The organism is uncultured Thiohalocapsa sp. (assembly GCF_913063425.1).
GTDB lineage: Bacteria > Pseudomonadota > Gammaproteobacteria > Chromatiales > Chromatiaceae > Thiohalocapsa.
Genome location: NZ_CAJXYK010000041.1, coordinates 1 through 12,623, shown reverse-complemented (window position 1 = coordinate 12,623; position 12,623 = coordinate 1). Strand labels below are relative to the sequence as shown.

Below are 12,623 nucleotides of genomic sequence, written 5' to 3'. Positions count from 1 at the left end.
CGCCATTGTCAGCAACGTCAGCCGCTTAGGATGAAGCGAAGCGGAAACCGCGTTTTCGCTTCGGGTGCTGAAAATGGGCAGGAAGCCCATTTTTAAGCGTCTCCTTAAGGGGTTGGTGCCGGGCGCCCCGAGCGGGGGTGGGCGCCGAGAGGAGCTCGGACGGAGACTGTACCCGCTCGCCCGGCCTTGGGTGCGCTGACCTGCTGTGGCGCGACCTCGTATTGGACGGCTTCGTGCGGCATGCGTGGCAACGCCGGCGCGCCACCAACAGGCCGCCACAACCGCAACTGGGGCGCAGTCGCGCAGGATATGCAGCGTTCGCATCTCCGTCAGGGCGTGCGGCTCGGGTCGCGCCGAAGCGCCATGCGCTCCACCTGACACCGTCCGCCGCCTCAAGCCTCTGCCGACGGCAACGCCCGACGAGGTCCATAACGACGGGCTGGAGTCTTCGGCGGAGTCCGGTCAGCCCGCAACGGTGCCGGCGAAACGTGATGCCAACGCAGCGTCCGGGCGTCGAAAACCGCTGCTCTACCCGCTGAACAGCTTCGCAGCGACAACGCATGTTTTAGCGGCGACAAGGCTCCGCCACGACAATAACGACGTGATCGGAGACACTTGTCCCGTCGCCAACGCACGCCCCGAGCATCGAGCCAAAGTCCGCACCGAGACCCCCGTTGCCACTGCGGGACGGCTCGGCAAAGAGACTGACGACGCGGCGGCGTGGATCGCAGGCAACCTTCATCCGATGCACTGGCAATCACCCGTCACCGCTGCTGAACTACCCGCTCCCGTTCAGTGAGGAGGATAAACGTGGAAAACTCAATCTATACACTCGGGATCAACTGTGTCTACCATGAATCCTCGGCATGTCTTCTGAAGAACGGGGTAATGGTCGCCGCCGTCGAGGAAGAGCGTTTCAACCGCGTCAAGCATGCCAAACCCGCCAGAGTGGACAACCCTGACGTCCTGCCGGAATCGGCGATTGCATTCTGTCTCGACCAGGCGGGGCTCCGGAGCCTCGCGCAGGTGGACTACGTCGGCTGTTCCATTCAGCCCGAGGCGCGGCTGCGCAAGAATACGCGTTATGTACACGCCTATGACATCCCAGACGGCAGCTACGGCGCGCCGGAGGGCGAGCAGGTTCTGTACGACAAAACCTTGAACATCGAGCGCCAGTTGCGTGCGCGCGGATTCTCGGGTCGCTTCTTTTATCTCGATCACCACGATTGCCACGCCGCCAGTGCCTTTTACCCGTCGGGCTATGAATCAGCTGCGGTGGCCGTGGTCGACGGCATCAGCGAATTCTCATCGGTCACCTTGTATGACGGGGAAGGGTGCGACCTGACGCCCCTCGCCGCGCTCGACTATCCGAACTCGCTGGGGTTCCTGTGGGAGAAGCTGTCAGCCTTCATCGGCTTTGACATCTATGACGCCGCGAAGGCGATGGGGCTGTCGTCGTATGGCAACAGGGGTGTCTACGACGCACAGATGGCCCGCTTGATCCAAGTACGTGACGACGGCTTCTTCGACGTTGACGACGCGTTGCTGCGCTTACGGGATGAATCCGACTTCACAACACTCGAGCAGGTCTTTGGTGTTGCCAGACGAGAGACCCCCGTGCGCGAAGTCAACCCCAAAACCCAGTGCTACGCCGACATTGCTTTGGCCGCGCAGCTCATCACTGAGGATATCTTCCTGAAACTGGCGCAAACGCTCAAAACGCGCACCGGTCGCGAGCGTCTCTGCATGGCAGGTGGTGTGGCGCTGAACTGCGTGGCGAACGGTTATGTCGCCACCGCGGGCATATTCGAGAACGTCTACGTCCCCCCCGCCGCGAACGACGCCGGAACCGCGATCGGCGCCGCCCATCTGATCTGGCGGCGCGAGCTGGGCCGTCCCTCCGCCGGGCCGATGAAGAGCCCCTATCTCGGCCCAGCCTACGGCGACGACGCCATCCGCGCTGCCCTGGAGAACGCCGGTTTACGCTACTCGCGAAGCTCGGACGCGGTGGCCGATACCGCCCGCCACCTCGCCGACGGTGCCATCGTCGCCTGGTTCCAAGGCCGCATGGAAATTGGACCCAGGGCGCTCGGCGCACGCTCGCTGCTGGCCGATCCGCGCGACGCGGGCATCGCCAAGGTGATGAACGTCAAGGTCAAGCACCGCGAAATCTTCCGCCCCTTCTGCCCGAGTGTGCTCGCAGAGCGTGCGACCGACTGGTTCGAGCTGCCGGCGCCCATGCCGGAGGTGGCTGATTACATGGTCGGCGCCTTCCCGGCGCGAGAAGACAAAAAGGAACGCATGCCTGCCGTGGTGCATTTCGACGGCACCTGCCGTATCCAGGCAGTCCATGCCCACTCGAATCCGCGCTTCCACGAATTGCTGGCCGAGTTCGAGAAGCTGACCGGGGTGCCGGTGCTGCTCAATACCTCGTTCAACGACCAGGAGCCGATCGTTTGCTCGCCGGAGGATGCGATCCATACCTTCCTGAATACTCGTATCGATTACTTGGTGATGGGCGACTTCATCGTCGACCGCGCTCGAATGTCCGCAACGCAGACAGAGGCTGCTCATAACCAAGTGGTTCCGGTCCGATGATACCGTCCCTCGAAACACTGATCGCAAACCATCGGCTCAGCCAGGTTCATGGGCTTCGGGTCCTGACCGATTGCGTCGATTATCCAGATGTGGATCAGGTCTTTCCGATGTATCCGGAACAGCCCTTCTTTCTCGAAGAGCTTGCAAAAATCGGCGGTGCCGCCGGGGCCGAGGTGCTGGAGATCGGTCTGGGCTCCGGGGTGCTCTCTATCGGCGCGCTCAAGACTGGGGCCAAGCGGGTGACAGCACTGGAGATCAACCCACGCGCAAAGCTCTTCGCCGGGTTCAACGCTCTGATCAACGGCGTAACGCAAGGGTTGGCGATCATCGATGGCGACCGCGAGGACCTGTGGAGGCCCGTGCGGGGCCGTCGGTTCGATCTCGTCATATCCAATCCCCCTTTCATGCCTTCGCCACCAGGCCAGGAGCACTATTTCCACTCCGGCGGTGGCGATCTTCTGGGGATGGATTTTCTTGACACGATCTGTCGAGAGCTGGACGCCCATCTGATGCCCAACGGCAAGGCGCTGATCGTCACCGCCGCGCCGGGAGATGATCGGCTCCCGACCGCCTTCATCGATGTGATCGAGCGCCGCTTGAGCGGGGGCGCACGGTTGATCGTCGATCCGATCAAATTCTCCTTCGATGTCGTCAAGCATCACACGCCCGACGGGGTAGCGGACGCGACCATGCGTCACTTGGGCGGGCAGCTGAAGCAGAGGGGCCTGACCCATGAGCATCTCTGCGTACTGCATTACGAAAAGACCGGCTCCGGTCTGACCGTCGAGCAATCAGAGCCCCATGCAGCCTGGGACGAGCCACTGCCCGCATGACATCCAGCCCTCATGCGCCCCAAGAGCGCGCCCCGCTTCTGGAGACGATGCTCGACTATCGCCGCCGAAATCCGGTTCGGCTGCACTTTCCCATGCACAAAGCGGGAGGCTTCTTCGCCGAGTCGCTCAAGCCCTTGTTCGGCGCTGAACTGCTGGCGATGGACCTGCCCTCCATGCCGGGCTATACGGACAACCTGTTCCACTCGAAAGGGGCGCTCAAGGAGGCCCAGGCCCTGGCAGCCGATCTGTTCGGGGCGGGGCATTCGCGGTTTCTGGTCAATGGCTCCAGCATCGGCAATCTGGCGGCGATCATGGCGGCCGCAGGGCCGGGCGACGCGATCCTGACACCGCGCAACCTGCACCGTTCGGCCGCTTCGGCCCTGACCCTCTGCGGCGCCAGGCCCGTTTATCTGCCGACCCGGCGCCACCCGGCCCACGACGCGCTGTCGCCAGGCGTGGCGGCGGTGCGTACCGCGTTTGACGAGAACCCCGACATCGCCGCGCTGTTACTGACCCGGCCGAACTACTATGGCTTGGCCGGCGACGTGCGCGAGGTGATCGCCTTTTGCCACGCGCGCGGCTGCCCCGTGATCGTCGACGAGGCGCACGGTGCCCACCTGCGGTTTCTGCCGCAAACACCGATCACCCCAGCCCTGGACTTGGGCGCGGACGTGGTCGTGCAGAGCTGGCACAAGACCGTCGGTGCGCTCACCGGCGCCGCGGTGCTGCATGTGGGGCGTGCGTCGCTGATTGACATCGACGCGATCCAGTTGGCCCTCAATACCCTGCAGAGCACGAGCCCGAGCAACCTGCTGCTGGTCTCGATCGACGAGACCCGGCGCATGCTCTGGCGCGATGGTGCCCCCGCTTTCGGCGCCGCCGTTGAGCAGGCCGAAGCCCTGCGCGCGCGCCTCCGGCGGCTGGATGGCGTTTCGGCGCGCCTGCTCGACCCGGCCCTGGCCGCCGAGGGCTATACCGCCGATCCATTGCGTTTGGTGATCAACTGCGATGGCTTGAAGGTGTCAGGGTTCGCCTGCGCCGAATTCCTCAATCGCGCCTGCGACATCGCCTGGGAGATGTGTGACGCCCGCAACATCGTCTTCATCGTCGGGCCACAGGACACCGGCGCCGATTACGATGCCCTAGTCGAGGCGCTGGCGCGGCTGGTCGTCGAGGCCCCGGCACTGCGCCCCGACCCCAGATTCGAATCCACCCGCCGCGAAGCGCCCTTGCCGGATCTGGCCATGCTTCCGCGCAACGCGGCTTTCGCCCGCAAGCGCCGTGTTCCATTGGAGCAGGCGGCGGGGGGTATCTGCGCGGAAATGGTCATGGCGTATCCGCCCGGCAATCCCCTGCTCACCCCCGGCGAAGCCGTCAGCGCGGAAATCCTCGAGCACGCCCGCAATCTGCGCGACGGCGGGGCCCAGATCATGGCCTTGGACCCGTCCCTGGAGACACTCCTGGTTGTGGATGGGTCCACGACTGATTTATCCGGCCGAACGCAGCCCCCGCTGCATAGGTTCCCTTAGTGCCAAGCTGCCATCCGCAACCAGCCTGACACTGTCAATCCATCAGCGGAGAAGCCCGCAATGAAGCTCAATATTGCCGTTGGCGCCCAGTGGGGAGACGAAGGAAAAGGAAAGATCAACCTCCATCTCGCCCAAGGCGCGGATATCTGCATGCGTTGCGGAGGTGGTTCCAACGCCGAATGCTCCGTCTACCATGAGGGTAAGGAATTTCATTTCCGAATGTTGCCCGCCGGCATGGTACGAGGCAGAATCGGATTGATCGGTGACGGCGTTCTGATTCGCTGCGACCGACTGATGAAGGATGTGCAAGCCCTGGAAGCGCATTTCGGAGACCTGTCCGATCACCTGATTATCAGCGGGAACGCCCATGTCGTCATGCCCGACCATGTCCGGTTGGACGGGCGCAACAACGATACCGGCAAGACCGAGACGATTCGCGAGGGCGTCGGACCCGCCGTCGCTGATCGCGCTCATCGCATCGGCGTCACCGTCGATCAGTTCATCGCCGCCGACGGAGAGCTTGCGCATTATGAGCCGTGGGAAGACCGGGCAGCCTATGTCGCGCTTCTGAAGAAGTACCGAGGCAATATCAAAGAGTATCTCGCCGGGGTTCGCAACAGCGACGTCACCGTGATGATCCAAGGCTCGCAGGCTTTGATGCTTGACGCCATTCATGGGGTTTATCCCGCGGTGACATCAACGAACACGACGACCACAGGCATGTTGTACGGCGCCGGTTTGCCATACTCCGCGGTAACGCGGAACATCGGAATCTGCAAGGCGTTTCCGACGCGGTTTGACGACACCGGGCCCCTGCCGACGGAGATCCCAAGCCCGGAGCAGGAACGCATCCGCGGGCTGGCGAATGAGTTCTGCCACGTGCCCATCAAGGCATTGCGTGTCGGCTATCAAGATCTCGTGGCGTTGCGATATTCCCACGAGATCAACGACTACTCGGAGCTCTGCCTGAACAAGATCGACGTGATGACCGGCCTGGATCGCATTCCCATTTGCGTCGGCTATGAGCGCGATGGCCGGGTTTACGAGGCGTTCTATGATTGGCACACCATTGCCGACAGACCGGTCACGCCAGTCTACGAGTATCTCCCCGGCTGGACTGAGGATATTCGCGGCGCGCAAACGTTTACTGCACTGCCGCGAAACGCCCGGAATTACATTTCCTTCATCGAGGAGACTGTCGGCGTACCGATACGGATCATCGGCACCGGGCCTGCCGATCACGAGATGATCGTGCGCTAGCGGGTGGATCTCGATGCCGATGCCGATGTTGCTGCCCCTCGGCTTGAGTGCGGCAGCCGTCTATGTCTTCGCCAAAAGCGGCACGCGCAGGTCCTCGGCCGCCAAGCTGCGGTCGATCGCCAACGCGCCCGCCAGGCCCCCAGCGACCGCCGGGGCGGGCGCGACGGCGTTGGACCGGGTCCTTCGCCGCTTGGATGCCGGAGTGCAGCACGGCTTTCAAGCCTATTTCGATCCCATGCTCGTCGGCGGTGCCCGGGCGCGGGAGATGGCGAAGCTGGACCGGACCCGCACGCCCTCCCCGCAGGAACAAGCCGTGAATCGCAACCTTGCGGCGAGCGGCGCGGTTTTCGGCCTGGCCGTCGTGAAAGCCGCGACGGCCGCGCCGCTGGCACCGGTGATCCTGGCCGGGGCCGCTTGGCAGATGGCGCCGATTTTCCGTGAAGGCTGGCGCATCGCCCGCGACGAGCGGCGCTTCAGCCTGTTCCATCTGTTCTCGGCCTATGTATCCGCGCTCTGGCTGAGCGGCGTCTACGTGGTCGGCGGGCTCGGGTTAATCTTCTTCCACGGCGTCAGCAAGTTCGAATACCTCACCAAGAGCGCGGCCCGGGACAGCCTGACCAATCTGATGAAGGACGCCCCCGCCACGGTCTGGATTGTGACGGGGGAAGTGGAGCTGGCAGTGCCCTTTGATCGCGTTGTCCCCGGAGATGTGGCGGTGGTGCGCAGCGGACAGACCATCCCGGTGGACGGGGTGGTGGTCATGGGCGAGGGCATGGCTGACCAGCACCGCCTGACTGGCGAATCGCAGCCGGTGGAGCGTGAGCTGGGCGACCCGGTGCTGGCCGGCTCGCTGCTGCTGAGCGGAACACTGCGTGTGCGTGTGACCCAGGCCGGCAGCGATACGGTCGCCGCCAAGATCCAACGGGTGCTGGAGAAGACCCTGGATCAGGACGAGCAGCGCATGGGGGACCAGTTCATCGCGCTGGAGCATACCCGCTGGCCGACGCTCGCCGGTGGTGCTGTCGGCTGGCTTGTGGGCGGGCCGATTACCGGCCTGGCGGTGCTGGGCTGCAACTACATGCCGAATCTGATTCCGCTGCGCTCGATCACGTTGCTCAACTGGCTGCGGGGTGGCGCGGAGCGCGGCATTCTGGTCAAGGACGGTGCCGCGTTGGAACGGCTTCCCGAGGTCAGCACGCTGGTCTTTGACAAGACAGGCACCTTGACCCTGGAGGCGCTCAGCGTCGCCGCGATCCACTGCCACACGGGCATCGATGTCAACGAGGCACTGCGCAGCGCGGCCCTGGCAGAGGCCAGTCAGACTCACCCCATCGCCAAGGCCATTCTCGCCGAAGCCGAGACCCGGGGGCTGGCGGTGGATGCCATCGACGAGGTCGCGCTGCGCGTGGGCATGGGCGTGGAGGCCGAGCACGAAGGGCGCACCATCCAAGTGGGCGGCGCTCGCTACATGGCGGCCTGCGGCGTCGAGGTCTCCGCTGAGCTGCGCGGCCATGAGGATCAGGCGAAAGCGGCTGGCCGCGCCGTGGTCTTCGTTGCGGTCGACGGCGCCGCGCTCGCCGTCATCGAGCTGGCCGCAACCCTACGCCCCGGCGTCCCAGAGCTGATCGCCGACATCAAATCGCGCGGCGTCAAGCTCCGGATCATGTCCGGCGATCAGGAGGCCCCTACCCGCGCCCTGGCCGACGCCCTGGGGATCGACGGCTTTGACGCCAACCTGCTCCCTGAGCAAAAGGCCGAGGCGATCGAGCGCCTTCAGGCGCAGGGCGAAACCGTCTGCTTTATCGGCGATGGGATCAACGACGCCGTGGCCTTGCGGGGCGCAGACGTGTCGATTTCTCTGGCCGGGGCAACCACCGTCGCCACCGACTGCGCCGATATCGTGCTGATGCGCGGCGATCTGGCCGATCTAACGGTCGTCTTCGACCTGGCGGACGGCTTCAAGTCTCGCATGGCCGACAATCACTCCCTCTCACGGGTATTCAGCATTTCAGCCGGCGCCATGACGATACTGCTGCCATTCAAGTTCCTGACCGTCGAGCTGATGTGGCTGGGGCAGGCGACCATGGGGCTGTTGGTCGCGCTCAAGGCGACGACCGTCGAGCAGGCTCCCAAAAGGCTGCGCGCCCGTCGCGCCCCCGCGAAGGCTTAAGGAGACACGGATTTATTGGACATCCCGCCCAAAAATCGGACGGAACCGACCCTGGCCTCAAACAGGGGCGGTTTCCCCAGCTCCTTCATTTTCAGCGCCCCGTTCCGAACAAGGCGTCGCCGGCAATGGCGGGGGCACCCTGCCCCGCACGGGAAGCACTGATAAGTCAGCGCTTCCCTAACGCAAAGGGTGCGGTTGAGGCGATGCCGGTCACACGTCTTCGCGTGCCATCCAACGCTTGAACTCCGGCGGCTCGAAGACGGCCATCCGATCGAGCAGCGCCGCCGGGTCCTTGTCGACCAGCAGCAGCTCCCGGTGCACTGCCTTGAGAAAGCCGTTGTCCACCATGGTATCGATGAATGCCAGGAAGTGGTCATAATAGCCGCCGGCGTTGATCAGCCCACAGGGCTTTTTGTGTACGCCCAGCTGAGCCCAGGTAAGGGCCTCGCAGGTTTCCTCCAGAGTGCCGATGCCGCCGGGCAGCGCGATGAAGCCGCAGGAGAGCGTCTCCATCAACGCCTTCCTCTCGTGCATGGAGCCGACAATGCGCAGTTCCTGAAGATCGTGGTGGGCGATCTCGCGGGCGGCCAGCTTCTCAGGGATCACTCCGATCACCCGACCGCCGTTCTCCAGCACCGTGTCGGCCAAAATACCCATCAGCCCGACCTGACCGCCGCCGTAGACCAGCTCGACCTCGCGGCGTGCCAGTTCCTCACCCATGGCCCGGGCTGTTTCGGCGAAGATGGCCTGGCGACCTTCATAGCCGCCGGTGTAGACGCAGACGCGTTTCATTGACAGATTCCTCAATTACGGCAGACGCTTGTAAACGCCGCCTTGATCAGCGCTTCGGCGATGTGGCGAAGCGATCACCGGCTGGAGCTTCGCGCGACGCCGTCGCTTGCCAAGCAAGGCACCGGGGGCCAGGGACAAACTGAGCGGATGCGCCAGGACGAAGGCATTGGCGGCGGAACCAACGCCGGCAAGGAAGCCGGGCTCCACAGTGGAGAGGGCTTGGGTTGCTGTCATTCATGTCCTCAAAGCAACTGAATAAGAGCTTACGGCGGCCGGCGTCGGGTCAGAACGCCGCCACCAGATTGACGCTGGTGAAGGTGTCGGTGCTGTCCACACCGGGCGGCGTGAAGCTGTTGTTGAGCACGGTGTAGCTCAGGCTCAGCGCCAGATTATTGGTCATCGACACCTGTAACGCCGTGATGGACTCGGTGAAGGTGTTGTCGGACCCCGACATGACCGAGAGGTCCTGCCGGAAACTCGTGTTGTCGGTGAGCTGCAGGCTGTAATTGAGCGCCCCGCGCACCACGGGCTCGTCCGAGTCGGGCGTGTCGTCCGTGAACTGCGTCATGCGATAACCGCCGCCCAGCTGTACCGTCAGGGCCTGGCGCTCGGTGTCGATCAGCGCATGACCCAGGCCGACGGTGGCCGAATAGCGCGATTCGATGTTCGAGAATGGGTCGCGGTCATAGCCCAGAAAGCCGAAGGCGAAGGTGCGTCGGCTGAAGAAGTATTCGGGCTTGTAGCCGGCGGCGTATCGCTCGGTGGTGGTCTCGCCGTCGGTGTCGGCAAACCGCACCTCACCGCCCAGGAAGTGCCGCCACGGAAAGGCCGTGTAGCTGATGAGCACGTTGGCGTTGACGTTGTTGGTGTCGCTGTTGCCGCTGGAGGCCGCATAGCCGAGCTGGGCCTCGCCGGCCCAGTTCGGCGCCGCGCCCGGCGTCGGCAGATCGCGCAGCGTGAAGAGCTTCTTTGCCGACTCGTTACCGCTCGCGTCGGCGCCCACCGATTCACCGCCCGTCACCGGCGGGGGCGGCGCCGGCTGCGCAGCGGCGAGCGCAGGCGCGCCGACGACGGCGGCGCACAGCAGCGCGTGCAGCGGGTATCGGCCGCCCGGCACCGACAGGTCGGGATGTGCGCGGCGCCGCGGCGGACGTGACAGGAACAGGCTGGATCGGTGGCGTTGCATGGTCGGGATCACTCCTCTACTTCGCTGGCGAGCGCGTGCAAAACGGTCTCGCTGGAACGGCCGGAGATCGTCTCCTCGACCCTGCAACAGCGCATCCGCGCGCGCCGCCCGGGTGCCGCGTCATCCACGTCGGGGATAACCCCGCGGGTGACGCGGCGGCTGGCGTCGGGCCGGACTGTAGCGGACCCCGCGGCAGCTGCGGCGACGCCGCGTTGTGCTGGCGAGAGCAGTTGTTGTGAACAGCAAATGACCCCTTTCGGAAAAGACCGCGATCAACGCCTGCGCGGGCGGGCGCAGGCGGTCGCGACTTGTGGGGGCGACAGCGCTGCGACCATTCTTGCCGGCTGGTTCCACTCGACGCAGGCGCCCCCGAGCCCGCTCCATGCCAACTGCTGCAGCCAGTTGCCGCGGCGCCGACCTCTGCATGGGTGCCGGCCTGCGCCGATGGTGCCTGCGCCGGCTGGTCCGCGTGCCGGGCACGCGCGGCTGGGCGCTCGCCGCCTTGGTCTGGACTGGTGATCTTCGACCGCACCCCGGGCAGGCCCTGGGAGGAGAAGCTCTTCCGCCGGGTGGAGACGGTGCGGGGCCAGGCGATCACCGTCTGGGGGATGTGAGGGTCTGCCCGATCCGTTACCGGGCCGTCGCCTACCAACGCCTGTGCTAGGCTCGCCGCATCAACCCGCGCCCGGTCCGCCCATGCGCTTCTTCAACACCGCAGGCCCCGTCGACCCCCGGCGCCATTACTGCATCCCGCCCCTGGAGCGGGTCGATCTGGACGCGGTGATGATGCTGATCGAGCAGCACAAGTACTGCGTGCTGCACGCCCCGCGGCAGACCGGCAAAACCACCCTGCTCCTGGCCCTGCGCGATCACCTCAACGCCGGCGGGCAGTACCGCTGCGTCTACTGCAACGTGGAGATCGGGCAGAGTGCGCGGGAGGACGTCACCGCGGCGATGCGGGCGATCATCGGGGCACTCGGCACCCAAGCGGAGCTGACCCTGGGAGACCCGTTCGTCAACCACCACGGGCAGGCAGCTCTGGAGGCGCATGGCGGCCACGGTGCCCTCGGCGAGGTGCTCGCTCGCTGGTCCGCCGCCGACCCCAAGCCCCTGGTGCTGCTCATCGACGAGATCGACTCCCTCATCGGCGACACCCTGATCTCGGTGTTGCGTCAGCTGCGCGCGGGCTATGCCGCGAGACCCGGCGGCTTTCCCCAGAGCCTGATCCTCTGCGGCGTGCGCGACGTGCGCGACTACCGCATCCACAGCGATGCGGACAAGGCCGTCATCACCGGCGGCAGCGCCTTCAACATCAAGGCGCGATCCCTGCGCCTGGGTGATCTGGACCGCCACGAGGTCGAGGCCCTCTACGCCCAGCACACCCACGAAACCGGCCAGGTCTTCGAGCCTGACGCCATCGAGCGCCTGTGGGATTTGAGCCGCGGCCAGCCCTGGCTGACCAACGCCCTGGGCTGGGAGGTCTGTTTCGAATCGAAGGACGGGCGCGAGCGCACCCGCCCCATCACCCGGGCGATGGTCGAGAGCGCCAAGGAGGCGCTGATCCTGCGTCGGGAGACGCACCTCGACCAGCTGGTGGACAAGCTGCGCGAGGAGCGGGTGCGCCGGGTGCTGGGCCCGGTGCTCGCCTCCGCCGAGGCCAGCGACCGCTTCCACCCCGACGACGTCCAGTACCTGGTCGACTTGGGACTGCTGTGCCGGGGCCGCGCCGGCGGCATCGAGATCGCCAACCCCATCTACCGGGAGGTCCTGCCCCGGGAGTTGGCCTGGACCCTGCAGTCGGGCATCCCCCAGGAGACCGCCTGGTACCTGCGCCCCGACGCCACCCTCGACCTCGCCAAGCTCCTTGCCGCCTTCCAGGACTTCTTCCAGGAGCACTCCGAGCACTGGGTCGAACGGTTCCAATACAAGGAGGCCGGTCCCCAACTGCTGCTTCAGGCCTTCCTGCAGCGCGTCGTCAACGGCGGCGGGCGCATCGAGCGCGAGTACGGCCTGGGCCGGATGCGCACGGATCTGCTGGTCATCTGGCCCCACCCCGGGGGCGAGCAGCGGGTTGTCATCGAGCTCAAGATCCTGCACAAGACCCTGGACGCCACCCTGGAGCGCGGCCTCGCCCAGACCTGGGAGTACCTCGACCGCTGCCGCGCCGGCGAGGGTCATCTGGTGATCTTCGACCGCACCCCGGGCAGGCCCTGGGAGGAGAAGCTCTTCCGCCGGGTGGAGACGGTGCGGGGCCA

General features: G+C 65.3%; 9 protein-coding genes. 6 read left to right on the top strand and 3 right to left on the bottom strand.

What is annotated here, in order from left to right:
• Positions 1-810: 810 nt before the first annotated feature.
• Genes QZ607_RS19070 through QZ607_RS19050 form a run of 5 tightly spaced genes read left to right on the top strand, consistent with a single transcriptional unit; the run spans position 811 to position 8,390 of the window.
• Positions 811-2,598, top strand: coding sequence for a carbamoyltransferase C-terminal domain-containing protein (locus QZ607_RS19070; protein ID WP_295885938.1), 1,788 nt, complete (start codon positions 811-813; stop codon positions 2,596-2,598).
• Positions 2,595-3,431: a 50S ribosomal protein L11 methyltransferase gene (locus tag QZ607_RS19065; protein ID WP_295885936.1), complete on the top strand. Its 837-nt coding sequence runs from the start codon at positions 2,595-2,597 to the stop codon at positions 3,429-3,431. Before QZ607_RS19070 ends, QZ607_RS19065 begins: the two co-directional genes overlap by 4 nt.
• On the top strand, positions 3,428-4,960 hold the full coding sequence (locus QZ607_RS19060; RefSeq protein ID WP_295885934.1) for an aminotransferase class I/II-fold pyridoxal phosphate-dependent enzyme: 1,533 nt from the start codon (positions 3,428-3,430) through the stop codon (positions 4,958-4,960). Before QZ607_RS19065 ends, QZ607_RS19060 begins: the two co-directional genes overlap by 4 nt.
• 60 nt (positions 4,961-5,020) lie before the next feature.
• On the top strand, positions 5,021-6,220 hold the full coding sequence (locus QZ607_RS19055) for an adenylosuccinate synthetase (RefSeq protein ID WP_295885932.1): 1,200 nt from the start codon (positions 5,021-5,023) through the stop codon (positions 6,218-6,220).
• A gap of 25 nt (positions 6,221-6,245) precedes the next feature.
• On the top strand, positions 6,246-8,390 hold the full coding sequence (locus QZ607_RS19050; RefSeq protein ID WP_295885930.1) for a heavy metal translocating P-type ATPase: 2,145 nt from the start codon (positions 6,246-6,248) through the stop codon (positions 8,388-8,390).
• Between the two features lie 210 nt (positions 8,391-8,600).
• Here QZ607_RS19050 and QZ607_RS19045 read toward each other — a convergent pair whose 3' ends face one another.
• Genes QZ607_RS19045 through QZ607_RS19035 form a run of 3 tightly spaced genes read right to left on the bottom strand, consistent with a single transcriptional unit; the run spans position 8,601 to position 10,368 of the window.
• Positions 8,601-9,182 (bottom strand): TIGR00730 family Rossman fold protein, encoded by a 582-nt coding sequence (locus QZ607_RS19045; protein WP_295885928.1) that lies wholly within the window; start codon positions 9,180-9,182, stop codon positions 8,601-8,603.
• A 15-nt stretch (positions 9,183-9,197) separates the two neighbouring features.
• Positions 9,198-9,416 carry a hypothetical protein gene (locus QZ607_RS19040; protein ID WP_295885926.1) on the bottom strand — a complete coding sequence of 73 codons (219 nt, stop codon included), beginning with the start codon at positions 9,414-9,416 and terminating at the stop codon, positions 9,198-9,200.
• Between the two features lie 49 nt (positions 9,417-9,465).
• The gene (locus tag QZ607_RS19035; RefSeq protein WP_295885924.1) at positions 9,466-10,368 is read right to left on the bottom strand and encodes a YdiY family protein; all 903 of its coding nucleotides are present in this window, start codon (positions 10,366-10,368) and stop codon (positions 9,466-9,468) included.
• Between the two features lie 696 nt (positions 10,369-11,064).
• Between QZ607_RS19035 and QZ607_RS19030 the strand changes: the two genes are divergently transcribed.
• Positions 11,065-12,623, top strand: a 1,559-nt coding sequence (locus tag QZ607_RS19030; RefSeq protein WP_295885922.1) for an ATP-binding protein, incomplete at its 3' end; no start/stop codon positions are given.

Coding starts and splice junctions, on each gene's coding strand:
- QZ607_RS19065 (WP_295885936.1), top strand. CDS start 2,595: ATGATACCGTCCCTCGAAACACTGATCGCAAACCATCGGCTCAGCCAG.
- QZ607_RS19060 (WP_295885934.1), top strand. CDS start 3,428: ATGACATCCAGCCCTCATGCGCCCCAAGAGCGCGCCCCGCTTCTGGAG.
- QZ607_RS19055 (WP_295885932.1), top strand. CDS start 5,021: ATGAAGCTCAATATTGCCGTTGGCGCCCAGTGGGGAGACGAAGGAAAA.
- QZ607_RS19050 (WP_295885930.1), top strand. CDS start 6,246: ATGTTGCTGCCCCTCGGCTTGAGTGCGGCAGCCGTCTATGTCTTCGCC.
- QZ607_RS19045 (WP_295885928.1), bottom strand. CDS start 9,182: ATGAAACGCGTCTGCGTCTACACCGGCGGCTATGAAGGTCGCCAGGCC.
- QZ607_RS19040 (WP_295885926.1), bottom strand. CDS start 9,416: ATGACAGCAACCCAAGCCCTCTCCACTGTGGAGCCCGGCTTCCTTGCC.
- QZ607_RS19035 (WP_295885924.1), bottom strand. CDS start 10,368: ATGCAACGCCACCGATCCAGCCTGTTCCTGTCACGTCCGCCGCGGCGC.